The 22,644-nt window shown below is 58.7% G+C and carries 26 protein-coding genes and 4 pseudogenes; 16 read left to right on the top strand and 14 right to left on the bottom strand.

Annotation, left to right across the window (positions count from 1 at the left end):
* Positions 1–239 precede the first annotated feature (239 nt).
* The 3 genes from AC244_RS33050 to AC244_RS33055 all read left to right on the top strand — a co-directional run bounded on the left by AC244_RS33050 (position 240) and on the right by AC244_RS33055 (position 1,062).
* Positions 240–548, top strand: a complete 309-nt coding sequence (locus AC244_RS33050) for a hypothetical protein (RefSeq protein ID WP_053253057.1) — start codon at positions 240–242, stop codon at positions 546–548.
* 47 nt (positions 549–595) lie between these two features.
* Positions 596–718: a hypothetical protein gene (locus AC244_RS38660; protein WP_268750800.1), complete on the top strand. Its 123-nt coding sequence runs from the start codon at positions 596–598 to the stop codon at positions 716–718.
* 80 nt (positions 719–798) lie between these two features.
* Positions 799–1,062 (top strand): DUF1488 domain-containing protein, encoded by a 264-nt coding sequence (locus tag AC244_RS33055; protein WP_053253058.1) that lies wholly within the window; start codon positions 799–801, stop codon positions 1,060–1,062.
* Between the two features lie 206 nt (positions 1,063–1,268).
* On the opposite strand, the gene AC244_RS33060 is transcribed toward AC244_RS33055, so the two are convergent.
* Positions 1,269–2,900, bottom strand: a complete 1,632-nt coding sequence (locus AC244_RS33060) for a DUF1254 domain-containing protein (RefSeq protein ID WP_053253059.1) — start codon at positions 2,898–2,900, stop codon at positions 1,269–1,271.
* A gap of 208 nt (positions 2,901–3,108) precedes the next feature.
* Here AC244_RS33060 and AC244_RS33065 point away from each other — a divergent pair, with 208 nt between their 5' ends.
* The 7 genes and pseudogenes from AC244_RS33065 (at position 3,109) to AC244_RS33090 (ending at position 6,705) form a co-directional block, all read left to right on the top strand.
* Positions 3,109–3,681, top strand: a complete 573-nt coding sequence (locus tag AC244_RS33065) for a recombinase family protein (protein WP_053253060.1) — start codon at positions 3,109–3,111, stop codon at positions 3,679–3,681.
* A gap of 34 nt (positions 3,682–3,715) precedes the next feature.
* Positions 3,716–4,558 carry an alpha/beta fold hydrolase gene (locus tag AC244_RS33070; RefSeq protein WP_210168150.1) on the top strand — a complete coding sequence of 281 codons (843 nt, stop codon included), beginning with the start codon at positions 3,716–3,718 and terminating at the stop codon, positions 4,556–4,558.
* Positions 4,559–4,639: 81 nt separating this feature from the next.
* Positions 4,640–4,831: pseudogene (locus AC244_RS38435) on the top strand (IS6 family transposase); the annotation flags it as partial.
* A 31-nt stretch (positions 4,832–4,862) separates the two neighbouring features.
* On the top strand, positions 4,863–5,201 hold the full coding sequence (locus tag AC244_RS35985) for a DUF982 domain-containing protein (RefSeq protein WP_082367318.1): 339 nt from the start codon (positions 4,863–4,865) through the stop codon (positions 5,199–5,201).
* Positions 5,202–5,468: 267 nt separating this feature from the next.
* On the top strand, positions 5,469–5,675 hold the full coding sequence (locus tag AC244_RS33080; RefSeq protein WP_063934189.1) for a hypothetical protein: 207 nt from the start codon (positions 5,469–5,471) through the stop codon (positions 5,673–5,675).
* Between the two features lie 344 nt (positions 5,676–6,019).
* Positions 6,020–6,331 carry a hypothetical protein gene (locus tag AC244_RS33085; RefSeq protein WP_053253063.1) on the top strand — a complete coding sequence of 104 codons (312 nt, stop codon included), beginning with the start codon at positions 6,020–6,022 and terminating at the stop codon, positions 6,329–6,331.
* Between the two features lie 173 nt (positions 6,332–6,504).
* Positions 6,505–6,705 (top strand): hypothetical protein, encoded by a 201-nt coding sequence (locus AC244_RS33090; protein ID WP_053253064.1) that lies wholly within the window; start codon positions 6,505–6,507, stop codon positions 6,703–6,705.
* Between the two features lie 18 nt (positions 6,706–6,723).
* On the opposite strand, the gene AC244_RS33095 is transcribed toward AC244_RS33090, so the two are convergent.
* Positions 6,724–7,122: a hypothetical protein gene (locus AC244_RS33095; RefSeq protein WP_053253065.1), complete on the bottom strand. Its 399-nt coding sequence runs from the start codon at positions 7,120–7,122 to the stop codon at positions 6,724–6,726.
* A 189-nt stretch (positions 7,123–7,311) separates the two neighbouring features.
* On the opposite strand from AC244_RS33095, the gene AC244_RS33100 reads away from it, so the two are divergent.
* Positions 7,312–7,533, top strand: coding sequence for a hypothetical protein (locus AC244_RS33100; protein WP_234717107.1), 222 nt, complete (start codon positions 7,312–7,314; stop codon positions 7,531–7,533).
* A gap of 273 nt (positions 7,534–7,806) precedes the next feature.
* On the opposite strand, the gene AC244_RS33105 is transcribed toward AC244_RS33100, so the two are convergent.
* From AC244_RS33105 to AC244_RS36985, 4 genes are all read right to left on the bottom strand, one after another.
* Positions 7,807–9,735, bottom strand: coding sequence for an adenylate/guanylate cyclase domain-containing protein (locus AC244_RS33105; protein WP_082367319.1), 1,929 nt, complete (start codon positions 9,733–9,735; stop codon positions 7,807–7,809).
* A gap of 375 nt (positions 9,736–10,110) precedes the next feature.
* The gene (locus AC244_RS33110) at positions 10,111–10,458 is read right to left on the bottom strand and encodes a phasin family protein (RefSeq protein WP_053253067.1); all 348 of its coding nucleotides are present in this window, start codon (positions 10,456–10,458) and stop codon (positions 10,111–10,113) included.
* 81 nt (positions 10,459–10,539) lie between these two features.
* On the bottom strand, positions 10,540–11,088 hold the full coding sequence (locus tag AC244_RS33115; protein ID WP_053253068.1) for a hypothetical protein: 549 nt from the start codon (positions 11,086–11,088) through the stop codon (positions 10,540–10,542).
* Positions 11,089–11,357: 269 nt separating this feature from the next.
* Positions 11,358–11,870 carry a hypothetical protein gene (locus AC244_RS36985; RefSeq protein WP_053253069.1) on the bottom strand — a complete coding sequence of 171 codons (513 nt, stop codon included), beginning with the start codon at positions 11,868–11,870 and terminating at the stop codon, positions 11,358–11,360.
* Positions 11,871–11,905: 35 nt separating this feature from the next.
* Here AC244_RS36985 and AC244_RS37785 point away from each other — a divergent pair, with 35 nt between their 5' ends.
* Positions 11,906–12,130, top strand: a complete 225-nt coding sequence (locus AC244_RS37785) for a hypothetical protein (protein ID WP_053253070.1) — start codon at positions 11,906–11,908, stop codon at positions 12,128–12,130.
* Here AC244_RS37785 and AC244_RS33130 read toward each other — a convergent pair.
* Both AC244_RS33130 and AC244_RS38440 read right to left on the bottom strand, forming a co-directional pair.
* Positions 12,119–12,688: a type II toxin-antitoxin system VapC family toxin gene (locus AC244_RS33130; RefSeq protein ID WP_053253071.1), complete on the bottom strand. Its 570-nt coding sequence runs from the start codon at positions 12,686–12,688 to the stop codon at positions 12,119–12,121. The genes AC244_RS37785 and AC244_RS33130 overlap by 12 nt on opposite strands.
* Position 12,689: 1 nt before the next feature.
* Positions 12,690–13,037, bottom strand: coding sequence for a hypothetical protein (locus AC244_RS38440; RefSeq protein ID WP_234717108.1), 348 nt, complete (start codon positions 13,035–13,037; stop codon positions 12,690–12,692).
* A gap of 308 nt (positions 13,038–13,345) precedes the next feature.
* Here AC244_RS38440 and AC244_RS38800 point away from each other — a divergent pair, with 308 nt between their 5' ends.
* The gene (locus tag AC244_RS38800) at positions 13,346–13,690 is read left to right on the top strand and encodes a Fic/DOC family N-terminal domain-containing protein (protein WP_321166248.1); all 345 of its coding nucleotides are present in this window, start codon (positions 13,346–13,348) and stop codon (positions 13,688–13,690) included.
* Between the two features lie 59 nt (positions 13,691–13,749).
* Here AC244_RS38800 and repC read toward each other — a convergent pair.
* The 4 genes and pseudogenes from repC to AC244_RS33150 form a co-directional block, all read right to left on the bottom strand.
* Positions 13,750–14,058 (bottom strand): annotated as a pseudogene (gene repC, locus AC244_RS39020) (replication initiation protein RepC); the annotation flags it as partial.
* A pseudogene (locus AC244_RS33140) lies at positions 14,055–15,033 on the bottom strand (glutathione S-transferase family protein). The pseudogenes AC244_RS33140 and repC, both read right to left, overlap by 4 nt.
* Before the next feature lie 5 nt (positions 15,034–15,038).
* Positions 15,039–16,082 (bottom strand): Atu2307/SP_0267 family LLM class monooxygenase, encoded by a 1,044-nt coding sequence (locus AC244_RS33145; RefSeq protein WP_053253072.1) that lies wholly within the window; start codon positions 16,080–16,082, stop codon positions 15,039–15,041.
* Between the two features lie 318 nt (positions 16,083–16,400).
* Complete coding sequence (locus tag AC244_RS33150; RefSeq protein ID WP_053253082.1) at positions 16,401–16,805, bottom strand: DoxX family protein; 405 nt, start codon at positions 16,803–16,805, stop codon at positions 16,401–16,403.
* Between the two features lie 185 nt (positions 16,806–16,990).
* Here AC244_RS33150 and AC244_RS33155 point away from each other — a divergent pair, with 185 nt between their 5' ends.
* Positions 16,991–17,899, top strand: a complete 909-nt coding sequence (locus tag AC244_RS33155) for a LysR family transcriptional regulator (protein WP_053253073.1) — start codon at positions 16,991–16,993, stop codon at positions 17,897–17,899.
* Between the two features lie 73 nt (positions 17,900–17,972).
* Positions 17,973–18,380 (top strand): annotated as a pseudogene (locus tag AC244_RS39025) (helix-turn-helix domain-containing protein); the annotation flags it as partial.
* A 194-nt stretch (positions 18,381–18,574) separates the two neighbouring features.
* Here AC244_RS39025 and AC244_RS33160 read toward each other — a convergent pair.
* Together AC244_RS33160 and AC244_RS33165 are read right to left on the bottom strand one after the other, a co-directional pair.
* The gene (locus AC244_RS33160; RefSeq protein ID WP_053253074.1) at positions 18,575–19,543 is read right to left on the bottom strand and encodes an SDR family oxidoreductase; all 969 of its coding nucleotides are present in this window, start codon (positions 19,541–19,543) and stop codon (positions 18,575–18,577) included.
* Between the two features lie 12 nt (positions 19,544–19,555).
* Positions 19,556–20,647, bottom strand: coding sequence for an alkene reductase (locus AC244_RS33165; RefSeq protein WP_053253075.1), 1,092 nt, complete (start codon positions 20,645–20,647; stop codon positions 19,556–19,558).
* Between the two features lie 83 nt (positions 20,648–20,730).
* On the opposite strand from AC244_RS33165, the gene AC244_RS33170 reads away from it, so the two are divergent.
* On the top strand, positions 20,731–21,606 hold the full coding sequence (locus AC244_RS33170; RefSeq protein WP_053253076.1) for a LysR family transcriptional regulator: 876 nt from the start codon (positions 20,731–20,733) through the stop codon (positions 21,604–21,606).
* Positions 21,607–22,644: the final 1,038 nt, after the last annotated feature.

The raw sequence follows: 22,644 nt of genomic DNA on the forward strand, positions 1-22,644 counted from the left end.
CTTTCGCGGTATCAGAACTTCGAACCGCCCCAATCCCCTAAATTCTCGACAGACAGGCAGGCTCGGCTCCAGTGCTTGCGGCCAACGCGTCGTCTCGAAACAGATTTGTTTCGAGCCGTCTGTTCGTCCGAGCCAGTGCAACGCGCATCATTGATCCGTCGACACCCGGCGCGAAAACCGCGGAACGACCGTTCCAGCCGAATTGTTCTTACAGACGCTTGAGGAGGGCCGAGGCCACTATGGATACCCTATCTTTCACGAAACGCATCATCCGCGGCCCGCGCGACGCGCCGCCGATCCACCGCTTTCACGTTGGCCAACTCGTCCGCTCCAAGGGGGCGCTGACGAGAGAGTCGATCACCGGTGAAACCTATCGCATTACCGCGACGCTGCCGATCCGCGACAATGCGCTCCAGTATCGTATACAGAGCAGCCGCGAATGCCATGAGCGGGTGACGGATGAGAGCAATCTCGAAATGATCGTCAGTACCGGCAAGGATGGGCCAGCACTGGCCGAACGAACGTTCAGAAGAACACACATCTTATAAAGACCAACGCGCGACGCATCCAAACAGATCAGCCACAGGAGGCGATCATGAAGTACCACATACCGGCTCAGATCTATCTCTTCGACTATCGTGGCCTGTTTGCCTGGATTGCCCTCTCGGTCGCGGTCGGCGTCGTCATCACCACGATCCTCTTCGGCCGGATCCTGTGATGGCGCGGCACGAAGCCGAACGCCTATCCGCCCGGCCGACCGCTGGCCGCGTTGGCTTATCGCTAGAAAAGGAGCACCCCATGCCACTGAGCTTCCCAAACCAAAGTCGAAGCTTCGACGATACGAGGAACGCCGTTCGCTTCCTTGGCCACGATGGCATGTTCGAAGTGCCCTTCTATGTCGAGGCCGAGGCGCTCGCCCGTGGCGCCCCCACCCGGACGACCGAAGCGGCCTGCCTCCTGGCATTCGACGCTGCACGCAACAAGATCTACGAAGTCGCGAAAGCAGCCTATGCCCAGGGGCGCCGGACGATCTATGTCCTGACTGCCGCGGACTTCCGCTAGATCGCAGACAAGGCTCGTTCGTGACTGCAAGGTCGAGGAGGAGTGATCAACGGTCCTGGCCCCTCCGGGAGTGGTTAGAGCAGCGGCGCCGTGTGTTGCAAAAGCCGCCAGTTTTGGCGGCTTTTTTGTTTTCTGGGCGTGACGTTCGAGGCTCTTTTACCGTCACCACACAAGCCTTGCCTTGTTCCTCGTCAGAGGTCCTAAAGTCAGGGAACGAGTTCGACTTCACTGGGACGCCATTCCTTGGTGAAGAAGGATTCGAGAGGGCTATAGAGGCGAAGCAGCGTGAACCATCCTTTCTCGGGCACGGTCTGAATCCAATTGCCGCGCTTGACGTCTTTCGGTTGGGTGGGGCCGAAGTAGATGGTGGTAGAACCATCTGCAGCGGCTTCAGCAGCCGGTGACGGATAGGACTGACTACCAGCACGCGGATACTTTTGCGGCGTGTCGAGCATCGATCGCGACTGGTTGTCGTAGACCGTGAACGACCAGAATGCTTCGGCGGGAATGTTCGGCGGCAACGTCACCTTGTAGGTCTTGCCGCCGTCAAAGGCTTTCTTGTCCGCATCGACAAAGCCCATGAGATACTGCGAGCCGACTTTCGGCAGCCGCATGATCATGCCGGGGGAATCGAGTGTGTAGCCGTAGTAAAACGCCGTCTTGGCGTTCAGGGTTCGTGCACCGGTCGGCGGTAACGGATTAAAAAGACCTTCCTTCGTTACCATAGGGGGTGGCGTCTCGAAATTAGCGCCCCCTTCCCAGAGCATGTTCGCCCAGCCTGAGCCGGGGTAATAAGCCCAGCCCGAAATGTTGCTTGCATCCCAGTTGAGCACTCGTCCGGATGCGTTTCCGACGGCGGCAGCATCGGTCAGTATTTTCTTCATTCGGTCGTCCGGCTTGAATTCCTTACCCTTCGCGATGCCGATCGCCGCCAGTTGCCCTGCAAGCTCCGGGTTGTAAGAATCCGCTGGTTCCTCTTGGACGTTGGCGTTGATCATCTCGAAGAACGAGTAGTCACTTGGCGGAATGGTATTGAATGCCTTCCCGCTCGCTTCAAAGAACTTGGTTTCTGGCACTTTCGGATTGGCTTCGAGCTTCACCTTGCCTTCAAGCGCCGTCGCGATGCTCGTGCCCACCCCTCCTGGCGTATAGGGATAGATCTTCATGTGCCGCTTAATGTTCTCGACCGTTGGCTTGGGGTCGTTGTCAACGAGGTAACCGCGAGAGGCATAGATGACCCGGTTCGTCTTCGAGCGGGCCACATAAAAACCACCTTCCGGGACAGCTCCGTCGTAGTCGGGCGGAAGGATCAGGTATCTTCCGCCTTCGCCACGGTCGGGACCGGGGAAGCCGATATCCACGATCCATTGAAACCACATATCATTGATGGTTCCGACCCCCATTGGGGGCTGCTCAACTACCATCGGTCCTTTTGTCAGGTCGACGATGCTGAAGTAGTAGACGGTGTCTGCATTTGCGGTGAGGAATAGCGAATTCGAATCCATCAGCTCGGGAAAGATGGTGACCGTGTTGTCTTCAGCGCCGATCCCGAGAAGGCCCTTATGGATCGCATAGGCGGACGCGCCGCCATAGCTGTTGAGGAATGCATCGAGGCCTCGCGTGAAGGCCAGCGTATCGTACACCTTCTTCACGGTTTCCGGGCTTGGAGCGCCGTCTCTGAACTCCAGCGTGCCGATGCTCGATACAACCTTGTCGGGAGTAATCAGAATTGCTGGAATGTCGCCTACAGTCTGGCTGAAAGCCACATTCCCTCCGCTGAGGATGGTTGCTGCGAAAAGCGCTGCCAGGAATGAACGCTTGTGCTTGATCGATGCCATGCCGTCCACCGTTTGCCAATGAAAGGGGTCAACCCATACGACACGCTTAGTTCGGGGTGATTGAGTGGGCTGTGCGCGTGCTTCTGCTCGCGCGATCGCGCACCGTCAGCGAAGTCTAGGTTCTTGCCGGGGCACTGAGTGTCATGGTCGCAAGAATTGCTCGTCGATAATGACTTAGAATTGCAAAAGCGCAAGCAAGTAGTTTCTAATGGAAGTGAGGTACGGTGATACGGATACTTGCGATCTTGCGCCCTCGCTCACTGCGCTGCAACTCGACGCCTTGCGCAAGGCAGGCTGCGAGAAGCTGTTCGAAGACAAGGCGTCGGGCGTGAAGACCGATCGGCCGGGGCTGGCCGAAGCCATCCGCTATGCTCGGGACGGCGACACGCTCACGGTCTGGAAGCTGGACCGTCTTGGCCGGTCGATGAAGCACCTCATCGAGATCATCACCGAACTGGAGGCCAAAGGTGTTGGTTTTCGGTCCATCACCGAAAACATCGACACCACAACGTCCGGCGGTCGCCTGGTCTTCCATCTGTTCGGGGCACTGGCCCAGTTCGAGCGAGACCTGATCCGGGAAAGAACGAAGGCAGGCCTGCAAGCCGCAGAGGAACGCGGACGACGCGGCGGACGACAAGCGGTCGTGACACCGGAAAAGCTTGTGAAAGCCCGCCTGCATCTGGCGGCCGGACTGAATGTCCGGGAAGCCGCAGCTCGCGTGAAGATCGGCAAAACCGCGTTACATGAGGCGCTAAAAAAGAAAGGGAGCTCGGACAGATAAGCAGCAAGACGTCCAAACTGGAAGTCAATCACCATTGACAGCTTCGATGGTGCGCCTCATTCATTATGAATGTTCACTCTTTATTCCGGTCCGCGCCTTGCTCCCATTTCCGACCAGGTCCTCACTCTCCAAAATGCGGTATCTCGAATTCAAAGGGGAAGGCATTCCGCTATTGATGATTCATGGCCTCGGCTGTGCGTCATCCTTTGAATATCCGCATGTTGCTGCCGCTCCTGCCTTGCGCGGACGACACCTTATCCTTCTTGATTTACTCGGCTTCGGCTTTAGCGATCGTCCTGAAGACTTTGGATATGGCGTGCAGGACCATGCTTTACAGATCTATCAGTTCGTCGAGGAGCAGGGGCTAAGACGGATCGATATTTACGGGCACAGCATGGGCGGGTCTATTGCCATCGAGGCCGCCGATCTCCTCGGAGACAAGATCAACCACCTTATCGTTTCCGAAGCCAATCTTGACAGCGGTGGAGGAACATTCAGCCGAGCCATCGCCGCTTTACATGAATCCGACTATGTCAATGGCGGTCACCTTACGACCTTCAACGACGCACGAGAGGCCGGGAATGAAGAATGGGCGGCAACTATGCGGGCTTCGTCCGCTCTCGCTGTCTATCGCGGGGCAAGGTCGTTGGTGGAAGGCAGTTCTCCTGACTGGCGTTTCCGCTTTCTCCGCCATCCATCCCAGAAAACCTTTATTTTCGGGGAACACAGCTTACCAAATTCCGATGCCGAACTTTTGTCGTCTCAGGGTATTCGGGTGCTCATCGTGCCGGGCGCCGGGCACTCGATGGGTTTGGAAAACCCGCATGGACTTGCAACGGCAATAGCTGAAGCGTCGTCGGGGCTTGACCAAGCATAGGTCTTTCACAGAACGGCGGAGACCGTTCTCCATACGTTCCCAAATGTCGCAAACAGGCATGATGCACTTCGGCTAGGTTCTCCACTGCGAAAACGAGAACGAATGATGCAGGGATTTCGATCGGCCGGCGACGTGCAACGCTTTGTATCGATCTTTTCGGCAGTCAGAAATCTCTTCGTCGCACCGCATCAAAAACGCTCAGCTCTCGCCACCCACATCCATCGAATCCGCGCCATGGCGCACTGGAAGGCCGTGACCGGCGCGCGTGCCTGATTTCGCAGATCCACACCCTCTTCGATCAGTGATGAAACAACGTGATGTGGTGGATGGCGCCCTCCGACGGCATCGAGTGTGCCTCGCGGGCCAGTGGCCCCACCGCGGCCCCTATTATTGTCGCCGCACGCAGTGCCTGCCGCGCGGCATCGCGGGCCGGCGGGCGCCTGACGAAGCGCGAAAGCTCTTCCTGTCCGCCGCCGAGGAAGCGCATCTAACCGCCACTGAACTGGCGGCCGCGTCAAGCGGCCCCTGGCGGGAGCTGACTGTTCAGCGTTGCACGCTCGGCCACCATTGTTGCAATCAGCTTGAAATGACGTGCCGAACGCGGCGAGCGCCATATTTGTATTACGATTGGGCGGGCGCATAAGTAGTATTAAATACCTTCTTCGAGGCCTTTGCTTGAAGAGAAGAGCGCTTTCTAATATAAGAAGTGGCGCAATAGGATCGTTAGCATGCATGCGAGATCGTCGCTTACGGCACGATCTCGAAATGACTCAGAAATCTCCGCGAAAGCGCCGGATTTCTGTCGTCGAGGCTTCATCTAACGTCATTATATTATGAGGTGCCTCATAACAACTTCGGGGTGTCTAACTCCGGATCAAAAGGGAAAACAAAATAAAACGGGAGAGTCATCATGAGAGAGAGCAATCTTCGCCGCATTGTTGAAGTCAGCATGAAGCGAAAGAGCGGCCGCAAGGACATCGGCATCATGACCGTAAGCCAGGCCCTTCAACTTCCCAAAGTCCCGAGCCTCGAATACAGCCATCCGGAATCCAACGCGCGCTCGGACGGCCGCTTTCTTACCCGCGACCAGCTTGAAGCCTATGCCCTCCGCACTTGAGCAGGCCCCTATCGCAAACCAATCATCATCGGCATAAGTTTGCCTATTGCCGCAGCCCTTCCGGCTGCTAACTTCCATTTCAGATTCGCTACAGCACCATGCCTCCGTTCCGGAACGGGAGGCTACTGTAGCGTTTCGATTTTCCGCATGATCTTCCGCCCAGGCACGGCCGTGCTCCTGCACGGGCCCTAAATCGGTCCAGGCAGATTCCTTCGGCAAAGCCGTCGCCGGCAGAGAAGGTAGTGGAGCACCGGAGGCCGGGTGCGTCGCCGACTGCCGCATCGACTGCTCGAACACGCCGTAGTTAACCTCGTTCGTGTTGCTGATCTCTTGCCGGTCCCAACATGAAAGGTTACAGCGCAACCTCCAGCAAAGACTATGCATTCATAACGAATGGTTTTAGCTGGCCGCTAACGCTCTGCTTCATTGGCGACGGCGGTGTGGCAAGCGGGACCGACGTCCGCCTTCTCAAGTTCGGCAACTCGACCTTGGCCGGCCACGGGGGAAATGAGTGGGGGAATGAAGTATTCGTGGTCTATCAGATCGACCGGCAGCACAAAAAGGTGCTCTTCACCCTCAGCCGTATTGGTACGAAAACAATCTCGCCCAACGTCGTCGTAGCGTTCGTTGGGGATGCTGTTCGAGCGCTCCAATAACATCCTTCGCGACAATAACTTGCTCGGCGAGGGCAAATCTGGCTCGCTAGCGCTTTTGCCTTACTCTCGCGGGCCAAAGGGGATATACCGTCGTCCCATGATCGGCTTTTTCCACGGGCGCCGGGGAGTAGAGGATACCCACACTTTCGCCCCGGAATGGAGGAGTGCGCGTCATGGCACCTTTCAGAGATTTCGGTGCGATTGGTCCCGATGACATCGACATGCTTGAACGCCTCTTCAAGGAAGAGTTGGAGGCGCGTAAGCTGACGAGGGAAAGTTGGGAGGCCAGCGATATCGCCGAAAGATTGATTGAGCTTTATCTCGGGGGAATTCGCGATGCGGCAGCACTCCGCGCCATTCTCGGGCTGCGTTAGGCTCCCCACCCCGGTAGTTCACCTTATTCGAGTGTTGTCCCAACCAGTGTAGCGCTCTGGCGCGTAGACCGGCTGAAACTCGGACGTCAGCGCATTGAAGACGTCCTCGGCAATGAACTGGCGCGCAGCCTCACGCTCATCCGCGTCGATAGCAGCATGGTCTTGGGCAATCTCTAACGGAACGGCCCAAATGATATTGGCCAAATGTTGGATCACGTCGCGGTCCTTCGCCGGCTTGCCGTCTCGATAAAACTCCCAATTCCGTCGGAGGTAGGTAACGACGTGAGTGGCGATAGCCTCCGCACTGGATCGCTCGCGACGATGCGTCTTACCCGTCCCGGCCAGCGCCTTTCGCGCAGGCTCCTTCAGCAGTGACAAGGCGAGATAGACCGCCGATCTGACGAATTCGTTCTTCATTGGCCCTCTGTTCCGATCGTGCAGGACCAAGATTCATGTAGGAAGACTGCCGCTGGCGTTCTACGCCCGGCGGCCGTCAGCACGGAAAAAATTGACTCTCCAGCGGCGCAAAATATGGTCTCACAGAGACGGAAAACACGGCATATGGTCACCCTGGAAATGTCCCTACTGCGAAACGGCCGAGCCCGCTTGGCGCTGGCCCTGCCGCAACATCGGAAGCAACTTCGCGCGATCAAGAACCGCGATCTGGACGACCTCTTCGCGGCCTATGCGCGTGCGGCCAAGGCCCTCGACAAGTTCCGAATGGAGGTACCGCGTCGACCGGAGCTGATCGAGGAATATCAGACCGCCTGCGCCAGCCTTGAAGAGGACGCCAAGCGGTTGCTGGCAAGGCTTACAAACCAGCGGTGATGATAAGCTCCCGTGCTGCCGTTCCTTCCCCGCCGCCCGTTGCGAAGCCATTGCACCGTTCCTTCACCGCGCTGACAATGAGCGACGAAGCTAATGCCGAACACCCGGACGAGTCCGAAATGCTGGGCGCACAGATGGCGTCAGGTGTCCGCTTCGCGAGGGCAGGCAGGGCACGTCTTAGGCCCTAGGTATAGTCTCGCGAGAACGCGTCCTCAGCGAAACTGGATCGCCGGATCAACGAGCCTGGCCTGGGATGCGACGCGACGGCGACTTCTATAAGCGCGACCATCGTTTGGCGGCCTTGGTCAGGCCGTCGACCAAACGATCCAAATCCGACTGACGGCGGAATGCGGGGCGCAAGCGCGCGACCATCTTTTCGGGCTCCATCACTGGGTCAGTCTCGCTGAGCTGTCGCCAGATCTCGGCAGCGTCGTCCAAATCGCCCGACAGAGCCAAAGCCGCCGCGAGGGTTTCACGGCACGGCTGCAGCATTGCGCGGTCGAGACATGTGCGCGCAGCGGCGATTGCCGGTTCGTTTTTCCCTTGGAAGAAATGAGCTCGCGAGAGGAAATTAAACCATTGCGCCGGGCCGAACGGATCAAGGTCAATCGCCGTATTCAAAAGCTCGATCGCCTCGTTGTAACGACCGGAGAAGCTCAGCACCTGCGCGGCGCGCCCTAGAACATCGGGATCGTTCGGATTTGCTGCAATCGCGCGGGCGGCGGCGGAATCGGCCTCGTCATGACGGCCCTGATACGTATATGCAATCGCCTGAGCCGCGTAGGCCGTAGCATAGCCCGGATCCAGATCAAGTGCGCGGTTCGCAAGCTCAAGCATTCGGTGGAGGGCCGCGGGATTCTCATACTCGTCGGACCATTTATTGTTGTAGCTGGTCAGATAGGTGAAGGCCATGTAGGCGAGAGGCGGCGCAAAGCCTGGATCCGCTTCGATTGCCCGCTGAAAAAGCGATCTCGCCTCGCCGATATTCTCCTTATTTGGCCGCTGCCAGAGCTGCCGGCCGCGCAGCGTCAGCTCAAAGGCGGTAAGATTGGCTGGCGCGCGCTGGCGCGCCGCCTCGAGCTCGGTGCGCGACACCTTCGCAGCCACGTTGCCGACGATGCTGGCGACCACGTCGTCGAGAGCTTCGAACGTGCCGTTGATGTCCTCTTCATAGTGATCGGCCCAGCGGGTCGAGCCAGTTTCTGTATCAATGAGCTCGAAATTCAGCCGCAACTCGCTATCGAGCACGCGCACGGCGCCACTGACGACGTAGCGGACCCCGTGCTTCTGGCGCAGCTCGTCGGGCGACAATGCCGCCTCCCGGAGGGCCGAGGAGGTGTTGCTACCGAAAACTCGAATGCCCGAGAATTTGCTTAGGTTGCCGATGATCTCGTCAGTCAAACCTCCGGCCAGCAGTGCCTCCCGGCCCTCAGGCTTTTCCGAGGTGAGCGGCATGACAAGGATCTGTGGCGTCCTCGCCACCTCGCCGGTCTCCACGGGCGCATGAGTCCCGATCAACGACGATAGCCCGAGCATGTCGCGGCCCACCCACAGCCCGACTCCGATACAGGCGAAAGCGCAGACTGCCAGACCGACCCGCGCGGCAGGCCGATGCAGGGCGGAAGAACGGTCTGCAACAATCAGGGGCGTCGGCGCATTCATGCCTTCTTCGAGCACGTCAAAGACCTGCACCGGTTTCGAAATATTCTTCAGATGGGGGATCCCGGCGGACTTGATGAGAAAGCTGCCGGGTAGATGATCTCGGATCGTCTGGGACACCAAAACGCCGCCGGACCGGGCAACAGACTGTAGGCGCGACGCCACATTCACGCCGTCTCCGACCAGATCGTCGCCGTCCACCACCACATCGCCAAGATGCACGGCGATGCGCCAGGTCAGCCGCTCGGCTGCCGCAATCTCTGCCTCGGTCTCGGCAACCTGCTTTTGGTGCGCTAAAGCATAGCGAACTGCATCTACCGCGCTGGCAAACTCTACAAGCAGGCCGTCGCCCATAGTCTTGAAAACCCGCCCGCGATGCCGTTCGAGCAATGGATCAATAATGGACACGCGCTGCTCCGCTAGCCGTCGCAGCGTCTCCTCCTCGGAGTGCGCGACGAGCCGACTGAACCCGACCAAGTCGGCCGACAAGACGGCTGCAAGACGTCGCTGCATGTGATCTGCGTGTCCCAAGGTTGAGGCCATTCAGGATCAATCGCCACATAGATTGACGGCGCTTCCGTTTAGAATCGCAAGCAAAAAGAATTGAGTTGGTCTAAGTTGCCCAACATTTTATGACGTTCGCCATCTGAGCTCAGAGCTGGGGCTTGCTTTCGTTCGATCTCAGCGGCGCTGCAATAAATGTTCGTTCCTGGCGGCAGCCAGCTCGAACGGCAAAGTTCCACCCAAAGTGGGAGTCCCGGTCGGGTACTAAGCGTCAGGTTCTCACTACTAATTCAAGCAAATGAAGCCGAATATTCCTGTTTAAGGAGTCGTGCAGTAGCGCACGACATTTCGAAACAAAAAGGCCGGCCGCAGGCAACCGCGACCGGCCTTTTTGCGATGGCAATCGTCTTATCGTCAGGCGCCAGGCTTGACCGCTGCTGTTGCCTTGGAGACCGGGGCCTCATAGGGCTTGTAAGCGTCCTTGGCGAGATCAGCATACATTTGGCCGATCTTGGTTGCCTCAGCCACAAAACCTTCGTAACTCGACGTCAGATAGCTCGTCTGAAGTTCGAACGCGGCCTCAAGGCTCTTGGCACCGGAGAGCTTTTCGATATGGGCAATTCCGTCCTCGAAGGACTTCTTCGAATAATCCGCCGTTTCGGTCGCGATGGCCTGATAGCCTTTGCTCAGAGCAGAATAGCTCTCAGCAGCCACGCCCACGGCTTCCTTGCTCATCTTGTTCGCTTCGTCAAAGTTAAACATCGGGTGTCTCCTTATGACGGCTGAACTACAGGTGTTGGTGAGGGCTTTGGAGCATAGTTTATGTGCCCGGAACCAGCAAGGTCAAAGACAGTCAGACAGCGTGAAAGGCTTATCCCGTTCGCACAGGTTCATACCAGTAATTGTGTAATTCCCAAACATGCAAGCGACGCTGACTTTTGTGACGCTCTCTTGCACGTTTAAGAAGGGGGTTGGACGTGACCTACCGAATTGATTTTTCAGAAAAAAACCGTCTCGGCGGACTAACATGCAATTCACTTGCATGTTCGAATTGGAACTCTGGATAGTTTTGCGGCTGAAATCCGCCGGTCCCTGTCCGCGTCGACTAACGCTTATGCCTTGAAGGATACCGTGAAACTCTTGCAACGTCATGGTCGATGGCACCTGAACCCGGCGGCCGCCAAAGGCGATGAACTTGACGGACGCGCCCCTGTCGTTGGTGAGTGTGTAGAGATCGACGGCTTTGCCGTCCTGCGTTTTTCCGAATGGGGTCTTGTCCACGGAGCCGGCTCCGGCGCTGGTTCCCGTCAGCAGCGCGCCCATGCCGAGCACGGCCGCGCCGAGCACTGATCTATGCCAGATACGTGACATGTTGGGATCGATCCGCGTCATGGTTTTATCCCTCAATAGGCCTATTTTTCCGGCGGCTTCCGACGAGCCGCCCGGACGACCAATTCTAAACTCATCGGAGTACTAACGTAAGCGCGTCCTGGTAGAGGCTGTACAACAGCACCGTGCTTGAAAAGCGCGTGCCGAATACCGCCGGTCGCATCAGCTCGTTGCCTGATCAAAATTGCCGCCGTCGGTGGGCGAATCGCATGCACGTATCCGCCTGATTCCCGACTTCGCCCTTGCTGCTGGGTTGGTGTAGCAAAGCCACCCTACTCTCGCCTGCCTTCGAAGAAGCCCCACGACAAGTCGATCCCTTGTGTGTGGGGATCTGCGAGACGGCACAGCGGCTTGGCGTGTGGCGCAAGACGGTCAGCTGCTGGCGCCAGCGCTGGCTCACCCGCGGGCCGGGCGCGGCGATGGGCGAACGGCTGGCGGATGCGCCGCGTCCCGGCGCGCCGGCGACCCTTCACCCCCGAACAGATCTGTTCGATCATCGCCTTGGCCTGCGAGCCGCCGGCACAAAATGGACTGCCGATCAGCCAGTGGAGCCAGAGCGATCTGGCACGAGAGGCGGAAAAGCGCAGTCTGGTCGAACGCATCTCGCAGCGCTCGCTGGGGCGTTTTTCAAAAAAGAGTCGGACCTTCAGCCGCATCGCTTCCGGCTGTGGTTCACGCGGAAGCCCGATCCTCACTTCGAGGCCAAATGCGCTGAGATCTGCGCCGTCTACCGCGCCGCCGCCGAGGCCGATGCGGACGGTCTCGATCGATGAGATGACCGGCATCCAGCCGCTGGAGCGGATCGCGCCGGGCCCTGCCGATGCGCCCGGGCCAGGTCGAGCGTCGCGAATTCGAGTATACCCGCGACGGCACGCAGACGTTGATCGCCTGCTTCGACGTGGCCACCGGCATGGTCGAGGGGCGCATCGGCGACACCCGCACCGAACAGGATTTCGCCGGCACGGCTGACGGCGATATGTTTCACGTATCGATAGTGACGGCTTTGGCGGCGAAAGTGGCACGACCGCCCGATCTAATTGGCTGAACGGTAGAAGAGGACCCGGCCATTTGGCATCAGTTGCAGCAGGTAATCGAAGTCGCTCACATTAGCCGTAAGAACGGAAAGGCCAAGCTTTTGCGCCTGCAGGAACAGGACGCAGTCGTGAAGAGCTCGCAGTCGGGCATCGCGGTGATAGCCCTGCAGACGACACAGCATGCCGGACAGTAAAGCGGCCCGCCCGAGAACATCCGCATCGGGTGTAAACACGCGATGGGCCGGCATCGCCTTAACCGTAGTCCTGATCTGTTGAATGGCTGTTTTCGTGCCTTGGTGCGCCGGATCGAGCACGCCGACTGTGTGCATCAACTCCTGGATGGCGATGGTGGAGTGATTGCTGTGGCGGATATCGAGCAAGTCCGCCACAATTTCCGGCGCTCGCCCTTGCAAGCCATCGATGTAGACGCACGTGTCGAGGAGCAGTTCCAGACCGGCTTCGGCCGGCTCCTCGAGGAAAGGCAGCTCTCTGTCTGGGCGCCTTGAAAGGGTCCGGCCGGGATCGAACCTTGCCCAGCGAAAGGCGGCATCGAAAGCAAAATCCGACAAGTCAGAATCCGAGTTTCAGGTCGGGGTCGACCGTGCCGCGGGTCTTGCGAAAAACGGACCCGAAATCGTCGTCAAGTGCCACGGCCGCCAATGCGAACTCGATCAGGTCAGTGTCGGTTTCGATGCCGGTGTGCTTCTTCGCCTGTTCGATGAGAGCGGGACTGATCCTCCCGCCGATCCTTTTACTCTTTTCGCCGAGTAGACCGGAATGTTCAGCCGCTTTCATGACCGCATCAACACGCGCCTTGCTGCTAGCAGCGAACTTGCCGGCCTTCACTTTGCGCACGACCTTTGCCAGCGCCGCCTTTTTTTCCGCCGCCCGCTCTCCGGCGCTGCTATGTTTTCCCATGACGAGCCTCATGTCTGACAAAAACCAATTTCGTCCAACATAATGCTAACCGCCCTCGATTTCAAGCCGGAGCGGGCCAGCCTTGGGGCGAGCGACTCCTGACGGAAACGTGCGGCAACTTGCTTGCGACGATATGTCGATAAATATCGATTTTATCGACCCATTTTTCCAACATGTCGATACCGACGACATGATGCCCTGTGACGGAATGAGTTTTCGACTAGACCGTCCCTTTAACGACCTCCCTCCCTGCCACCCAAGGAAGACGCAGCGACGAAATCCGTCCTTAAGCCTGTGAATCGCGGCGCGTGCGGCTCTCGCTGAGCCCAGAGTGTCGGGCCAGCTTATCCCGAACCAGGCCCGTCTTAGTCAACTCGATCCGGCTTCTGGAGGCCCAAGCGAGCCCGGAAATCGAGAACATCGTCACGACCACAGACAAATTGTTCCGCTTCGCAAACGAACCCGGCAATCAGGCGGATCCAGCAACAACAGAGGCCTTGTGCCGTCGTACTCGCCGACGGCACAAGGCGCATGGTGGGGGCCTCGAAATGCATCAGCGCTCACCAGATCGGCATGGATGCGTAGCTTCCATGCCCGTTCCGAAACCTATCGCGCTGCGCAGGCTTGGTCCGACACCGCTCGACCGCCGATAAAGGACTGCAACCAAAGTGTGCCGCTTCAAAGATCCATCATCCAGCTTTCCATAAGCTGTTCCGTTTGCGCGCAACAACGCCACCAATACTGGCCCGAGCGAGAACTCCCCTTGCCGCGCCTTTTCCGTCAGATTGCGCAGATAACCACCGGCAGAATTGATATGCCCCGCCCTTTCGAGAATGCAGGCCATCGTCGCGGCTGCATTTTCCGGTCCAATTCGTTGAGGTGCTTGTTCACCATTTCGACCTCGGGATAAATCCGGCATAGTTGAAATCATATTTCCATTGCTGGAGCACTTAGCTGAGTCATTTGGACGACGTGGCGCTGTTCGTGGAGGTGGCCAGGGCGAGGATGGCGTTGCTCTCATGCTGGCGCGTCGAAATCCCGCTCGGGGCCGACCGGAACGATGCCACTCGGATTGAGATTAGCATGGCTACCGTAGTAGTGCCCTTTGATATGCTGGAAGTCGACGGTCGGGCCAATGGCGGGGTGCTGGTATAATCTGCGCGTGTAGGCCCACAGAGCTGGGTAATCGACAAGTGCGCGCAGATTGCATTTAAAATGCCCGTAGTACACAGGATCGAAGCGCAACAGGGTTGGCAGCAGGCGGATGTCGGCTTCGGTTAACTGCCCGCCGATAAGATAAGGTTCCTTCGCTAGCCGCTCCTCGAGCCAATCAAGCGTATCGAAGACCGCCGCGACTTCCCGTTCATAGGTTCCCTGGGTACTGGCGAAGCCTGTCTTGTAGACACCGTTGTTGAGGTTGTCGTAGACACGGTCGTTCACTGCGTCGATTTCGTCGCGCAGGCAGTCGGGATAGTAGTTGCCCTCTTTTGCCCCGAGATGATCGAACGCGGAACTGAACATGCGGATGATCTCGGATGATTCGTTCGAGACGATTGTCCGCTCGTGTCTGTCCCAAAGGACAGGAACCGTGACCCGTGACGTGCAGGTGGGGTCTGTGAGGCGTATAAAGCTCGTGAAGCTTCGTAACGCCATTGACATCGTCGGGGACGAGGCCGGGACCGGGCTCGAAGGTCCATCCGTCGTCGAGCATGAGCCTATGAACGACCGAGACGCCGAACAGATCGCTCAGACCCTTGAGGTTGCGCATGATCAGCGTGCGATGCGCCCATGGGCAGGCGAGCGACACGTAGAGATGGTAGCGGCCTGCCTCAGCCTTGAAGCCCCGCTTTCCCCCAGCCGCCACTCCGTCCGGCGTGATCCAGTCGCGGAAGATCGACGGTCGGCGCTGAATGGTCCCTCTCCAAACGTGGGCCCTATTCGAGATATCAGCGCTCAAGGTTGTCTTCTGCCAGATGCCGTTGATCAGTTCGCCCATGCTACCTACTCCTTGTTGTCTTGCGCCTGGCGAACTAATGGCCCGACTTTTGTGCCGAGCAGCTCGATCGATCGTCGCATAGCCTCCGTTTCGAGTGCAGCGGTGCTCATCTGGAACGTGATGCGGGACACGCCGCCCAATGCCTTGCTGGCGGCCAGCATCTTGGCGGCGACCGTCTGCGGACTTCCTATTAGGAAGGCTCCGGTGGGGCCGCACATCGTCTCAAATTGAGCCCGCGACGGTGGCGGCCAGCCTCGTTCCTTTCCGGTTTCCGTAAACATCTGGAGCCAGCCGGGAAAGAAAGCCTCCTTGGCCGCTTCATCGGCATCTGCAACAAAACCCATGGCATGGATACCAACCCTCTGTTTCACCAGTGGATGACCTGCAACCTGCCACGCGTGGCGGTAAAGGTCGACCAGAGGCCGGAAGCGCTCGAAACTGCCGCCAATGATCGCGACCATCAGCGGCAGGCCGAGCGTACCGGCGCGGGCAAAGGATTCCGGCGTACCGCCGACACCGAGCCAGACCGGTAGCTGGTCCTGATGCGGGCGAGGATAAACACCTTCACCATTCAGCGGCGGGCGGAAACGACCCCGCCAGCTGATGTGAGGCGCATCATTAAGCTTGAGCAGAAGGTCGAGCTTTTCGACAAATAATGCATCATAGTCGCGCAGGTCGTAACCGAAGAGCGGATAGGCATCGACGAACGAGCCTCGGCCAACCACCAGTTCCGCCCTACCTTTGGAAATAAGGTCGAGCGTTGCGAACTCCTGAAAGACGCGCACCGGGTCGGCAGCGCTGATAACAGCCACGGCGCTTGTCAGCCTGATAGTCTTTGTGCGTGCCGCTGCGGCGGCGAGAATAACGGCAGGCGCCGAGTCGAGCGCATTCTCCCGGTGATGCTCTCCCATGCCGAAAACGTCGAGACCGACGTGGTCGGCCAGTTCCACTTCGGCAAGCACGCTTGCCATGCGCTCGGCGGCGGATTGCAGGTGGCCGGTTTTCGGGTCGGTCACAAGCATCGCAAAACTGTCGATACCGATTTCCAATGCTCATTCCTTTCGAAGCGCGTGGCCAAAAGCTGGCGCTGTTAATATGAGCTGCTCGGATAACTGCGCTGCGGCTCAGGCCAGCCAACCGACTGGCCCATCTTGGTTGTGTGGCATCCAGTGAGTGTCAGAGAAACAAAAATTAAGGGCAGTGAAGCGGATCATAGGAATCTCTCAACATGCGGGACGGTATCTGGTCGGCGATCCTGGAGGTCCCGCGTGGTTTCCCGGCCGCCTCATGTTTCTTGATCACGTCCCACAGTGCCGCCTGGTCGTTTAATTGATCCGTGCGGCATCTGGCGGGCCGAGCTGCGCAATTCAACGCAGGGTGTCAACGAGACCAGCGAACCTGCCGCGGTGCAGCCACGCAACCGTACCGGTGATAAGCAAAAGCACGATCGCCGGCACAGAACTGCCGCCAATGACGAAGAGATGGGTCAGGATGGCGAACACCATGGTGACGGCCAGAGTCAGGGCGCCAAAGGCCGCACTCGCCGAGATCAGCAGGGCAATTCCACCGGCGACTTCAACAATGCCTGTAGGGATACGGAACCACTGGCCGGCGCCGATCTGGTCAAAGATCGCGACCATCATGGGAACACCTGCGAGCTTGGCGCCGCCGGCAGCTAAAAAAGCGGCCGCGGCGAGGATACGCAGTGTCCATGAGACAGCGGTGACAGTTTTGCTCAGCGCAACGCGGGAGGATGGGGACGTATTAGCCATGAGATAACCTTTCATTGTTTGGTTGCCGCGCGGTGATCCTTCATTGCGAGTACGCGCGGCGGGCGCAGTGGCAAGACCATGGGCCCCGCAACATTCACTTGCTTTTGCCACGCTTGCCATCCATCGGAAAAGCCGCTATTTTCTGATGGTATCCATCACCCACAGCGATGGAATTAGGATCTTAGATGCTTGATGGTCTGTCGTTGGATCAGGTGCGCACGTTTATTGCCTCAGTCGATGAGGGCAGCTTCTCTGCGGCGGCGCGCAAGCTAGGACGCGCGCAGTCGGCTATCAGCGAGCACGTGCGCAGCCTGGAAATTCAGCTTGGCGTTGATCTGTTCGATCGCACGGGTCGCTATCCGCAACTTACCGCAGCCGGCAAGATGCTGCTGGCGAACGCCCGCGAGATCGTCGCCAGGGTCGATACTTTCAAGTCGCTGGCAAAGGGCATGGCAACGGGCCTGGAGCCGGAGCTGTCCGTCGTAATCGACGTGTTCTTTCCGATCCACGTCATCGCTGAGGCCGCCAAGGACTTCCGTGAGCAGTTTCCGACCGTGCCGCTGCGTTTGTTCGTCGAAGCGCTTGGGGGCACCGTCCAGCCAATCCTCGATCAACGAGCCAATGTCGGGATTGTCGGCACCTTGCCGATAATGCCGCCCGGCGTCATCACGGAGCCGCTTGGCGGCGTGCTGTTCCAGGTCGTCGCGGCAGTGGATCATCCGCTTGCCGCGATCAAGGGGATGATTTCCAAAAGCGAACTCGGGAAGCATGTTCAACTTGTCCTCACCGACAGGACGGAATTGTCGAACGGGAGGGAGTTCGGCGTGATGTCGCCGTATACTTGGCGGCTTGCCGATCTCTTCGCCAAGCAGACTTTTCTGGTCAATGGTCTCGGATGGGGCGGGATGCCGGCACATGCGGTTAAAGCCGATATTGACAGCGGGCGGCTTGTCGAACTGAGTATCGAGGGTGTGCCCGCAGGGGGTCTGAGACTTCCGATGTCTGTCGCCTATCGCTCCGACAACCCGCCAGGTCCCGCAGGCCGGTGGCTGATCGAACGATTGACCACCTGTTCCGGTGAAGGGACGGCCTGACCTTCCGGATCATCCGTTTCCTTGCCGACCACGCTGGACTTTCCCCTGACACGGCAGCTGTCGCCGACGCAGCCTCCAACGGCATCTGGACGGAGAGGGCACGTCGTTGGTGACGCTGAAGTCCGGGGCCAGGCGGCGGCGCACGGGAGACTTGCTCCTCCGCGCGGATCTCCCGATAAAACGGGTCGCGCGCCTGATCGGCTATGGGGACGAGACAAGTTTCGGCCGAGCGTTCCGAGGCTGGACTGGCCAGTGCCCTGCGGATTATCGCCAACGCTCTCCTGCGCCTCCCGCCATGGATGTCAAAGTAAGCTACTTCGCGAGGCGTCCCCTGGTTCCCGCCGGATTGGCTCGGTGGAGTTCTGCGCCGCTCGGCAAGCAATCGTCGTCGCCGAGCCTCGGAACTCGGCTGCGAGCGGCGCATCATGTCGAGCATGGAATCCATAAAGCCGAGAGTTCGTGCGGCCCTACGTGCGTCTGACCGGAAGCGGTCAACTGAGCGATCCTCTGCGTCAAATAGGTTTGGGCCTGAGGACTTAAAGTCGTCGGCACGGAAATCACCTGCTCCCGCCGTTTAAGCGCTGTCGGATCGCTCGCCATATGTCCTTCGTCCATGGTTCTCTGATTTAGCTGGGTGCCCCGTCTCGCACTCTTGAAATGCCCGCCCATTATGCATCACGAAATTAGCTGCTGACTTTTCGCCCATCGCGCGATCGCATCTCGGGGTGTAGGCGCGGGTCCGAAGAAGTGCTCCTGCTTCGAAATGTTCGAAACATAGACGCCCTTCTTGAAGAACAGGAACATCTGGATCAGATCGTAGCCAAGCTCGGAAAACAGCTTTACCGGGCGTGCGAGCAAGCGGAAAACCAGCCAGGGGACCACCCGCACCTTGAGACGTTTCTTTATGACCTCGGAGACGAGATCGGCGATCTCTTGTTGGCTCTTGGGGCCATCGCGCCAGCCGACATCGATCGTCTGGTTGTTGATCTCACCCCCAGGAAACGTCGCTGCTTTGGCGAGATATGAGGCCAGATCATCCGTCAGGACATAGGACCATCTCGTGGTCTTATCGCCCATCGCCAGGAACCGGCCAGCTTTCACACCCTTCGCAATAAAGTCCGTACTCTGATCGAGAAATGTGGGCGCGCGAACAAATACATAGGGCACCCCGGAGGCCTTGATCAGATCCTCGGCCACTTTCTTGGCGTGGAAATGCGGCACTGCTGACGCAGCCTCGCAGCTTACGATACTGAGAAAGACAAATCGGCCAACATTGGCTCTTGCTGCCGCCTCTATAAGATTCTTGTTGCCCTGAAAGTCCGTGTCGAGGCTTCCCTTCATGTAACTGTTAGCCGAGCTGACGACGACGTCCACATCCTGCAAAGCACGATCCAAGGACGCAGGATCCATCATGTCGCCGCGCACCCATTCGATATCGGTGCTCTCATTTGAGGGCGCGCCCTTACGCGACATCGCAACGACGGCAATGCTCGTATCAAGCGTCAAATTGCGGAGAATCTTGGCTCCGAGGAACCCTGTTGCGCCAACGACCAGAATCTTCTTTTTTTCCGCCGCGCCTGAGCTTGCGGTCTCGGCAAGTGCCTTCTTGTCCGAGGCAGTCGAGGGATGCGGTGATTGAGTCAATCTAATCTCCTGTCATGAACTGATATCGGTCCGGGCGTTCAGGACGGGGTAATCGATGTAGCCCTGTGCGGTGCCGCCGAAGAAGGTGTTGTGGTCTGGCTGGTTCATCGCTGCATTGGCCTTCAGCCGCATGACGAAGTCCGGATTGGCCAGAACCATCTGGCCATAGGCTTCCAGATCGGCCAGTCCGGAAGCCACGTCGTCGCCGATCTGGTCGCGCGGTCGACCGGGCCGGTTGAGGATCAGCGATTGGTGCCAGATCTTGCGAAGGTCGGCCAGCAAAGCCTCGTTGCCCTGGTGCATGATATGCACATAGGCGAGCCCGAGCTTGTCGAGTTCGGCAACCAGATGGCGGTAGAGATCCGGCCCGTCGGCGCCTTCGTCGATCCCCCACATGGTCGTGCCGGGGGACAGGCGGATCGCGGTTCGGTCCGCGCCGATCTCCTCTGCGATCGCCGTGGCGACCTCGATGGCGAAGCGGGAGCGGTTTTCCATGGAGCCGCCATATTCGTCAGTGCGCGTGTTGGCACTCGGCGCGAAGAACTGCTGGACGAGGTAGGCGTTTGCGCCGTGAATCTCGACGCCGTCGGCACCGGCCTCGATCGCTGAGCGGGCCGCATGACGGAAATCGGCGACGGTCTGGCGCACCTCTTCGGTCGCCAGCGCGCGCGGCGTGGGAATGTCCTGCATCCCGGTCACCGTGAACATCCCCGTCCCCGGCGCGATCGCGGACGGCGCGACGCCCTGGCGGTGGTGCGGCGTGTTGTCGGGATGCGACATGCGTCCGGCGTGCATCAGCTGGATAAAGATATGGCCACCTTTGTCGTGCACGGCGGAGGTGATCGTCCGCCAGCCGGCGACGTGGGCGGGAGTGTAGATGCCCGGGGTGGTGAGGTAGCCCTGGCCGTCATCCGAGGGCTGGGTGCCTTCGGTGACGATCAAGCCGACGCCGGCGCGCTGAGCATAATATTCCATGGCCAGCTCGCCCGGCGTACCGTCGAAGCCGGCGCGGCTGCGGGTCATCGGGGCCATGACGAGGCGGTTCGGCAGAGCGTAGCGACCGACGCGGACAGAGGTGAAGATGGGATTCATTGGGATCTCCATTGGCTGGAGCCCTTATCCACTATTCCAATCTAAGGATAAATCCGGCAAGATTGAAATTAGTTTTCCATTTATGGCGCAATCACATGACTTATTTGAACGACATGGCACTATTCGTTGAGGTCGCCAGAGCCAGGAGCTTTCGGAAGGCTGCGGAGGCTCTCGGCATGCCAAACTCCACTCTGTCGCGACGTGTCAGCGAATTGGAGAAGGCGATCGGCCTGAGACTGCTGCACCGCACGACGCGCAAGATCGAACTCACCGAGGCCGGCCAGATCTATTATGAACGAAGCAAGCGCATCGTCGACGAGGCCCGCCTTGCTCATGAACAGCTCGGCGCGATGCTAGAGCAACCGAGCGGTGTCCTGCGGGTTTCGCTCCCGGTCGACCTCGCTACTTTTTACCTCACGCCGATCATCGCTGATTTCGCGCGGCACTATCCCGGCATCACGTTCGAATTCGACCTGACGCCCCGCCGTGTCGATTTGGTGGCCGAGCCGTTCGATGTGGCGATCCGCATGGGCAAACTGGAAGATTCCAGTTTGATCGCTCGCCTGATCGGGCGGCATTCGCGCCAACTCTATGCGTCGCCTGGCTATATCGAAGCGTCAGGCGAGCCCGCAACACCGGTGGACCTGGCGGAGCGTGAATGCATCTGCATGCCGCGGTTCCCGACCTGGAACTTACACCAGGGAATGAACAAGGTCGATGTCGGCGTTCGCGGCCGCTTCACGCTCAACAGCGTCGGAATGATCCGCGCACTGGCGGTCAACCACCAGGGGATTGCCCTGCTTCCCGAGAAGATCGTCGCCGAAGACGTGGCCTCTGGCCGGCTCCGACGCATCCTGCCCGAATGGCAGGGGTCGTCGGTGAGCATTTACGCCGTCACCGAAACTCGCCTTATTCCAGCCAAGACCCAGCGCTTCATCGAATTCCTGTCCTCCAGGCTGATGGAAGCTTGAACATGCCGGAGGTTCTCATGAAAGGGCGCGGGATCGCAGCTTTTTGGATGGTTGCAGTTTTGATGGCCTAGCTGAACTTCGTTGAAGCAGATCGGGCGGCCGACGATGAAAACGAAGCAAAATGGCAGCGGGTTCGCGCAGCATATCCAACGCAGGAGCCGTGTTCGGCACCTAATGTGAGAACCGCCGCTATGAATAAAATGACTGTCTTCGGCTGATCTTCATCAGCAAATCGCAAATATCACAGAGGGTTACTGCCGCATCTGAAGGCGTTAAGCGCAGAAAGTCGCCTTAAAGAATCTCACATTAACTGCCAAAGCCCGCCGGAACGGCCGCATTCTTACGATTAAGTGCCAAACGACAACTGTCACGGGGATCGCCTGATCTTTGCAATAGCGTACTACGTCCGCTGTCCCCCCATGGCCTTTCGCCGCCGCCTCATCCCAGACTGCGACCATCAACTCGGAATGCTCGGCGACGTAAATCCCCGCCCTGATGAAGCATTCCTCCGGGCTCTCCGAAGAGGCCACATCAATCCGTTCGGCATCCCGAAGGATATTCCGGTAATTCGCTAGTGCCTCCGGCTTGAAGAACCGCTCGTAGTTCGCGAGGGGTATGACTGCACGTACCTGTGCTCCGTGATCCAGCACCGCAAACACCCAGCAAAAATTTGATCCGTGCCTGCGGCCAGTGAGGAATACCCAATCAGCGGCCCGTCGATGCTGCTGACCATGCGATCGAGCTGGGATATGACCCAGTTCCAATCGATACCATCGCGCTCTTGATGCCCTGTTACACCCAGTCCCATGCGGTTTCGGTGTTCCACGAGGATAGAAGACAACATAGCTTGCCGCACGACATGTTCAAGCACAGCGTTTGTAGCACGCTGACGGCCCACCTTAGACAAGCCGCTAGGAGCCCGTCCAGATAGGTCGTTGCGACGGACATTTGTTGCAGGATAGGCGGCTCAGGCGGGCTTTGCGAGGGTGAACAGCTTGAGGAGGTTGTGGGCGGTGCAGATCATGGCCCACTCGGCAC

This window comes from Ensifer adhaerens, assembly GCF_001270265.1.
GTDB classification, from domain to species: domain Bacteria; phylum Pseudomonadota; class Alphaproteobacteria; order Rhizobiales; family Rhizobiaceae; genus Ensifer; species Ensifer adhaerens_B.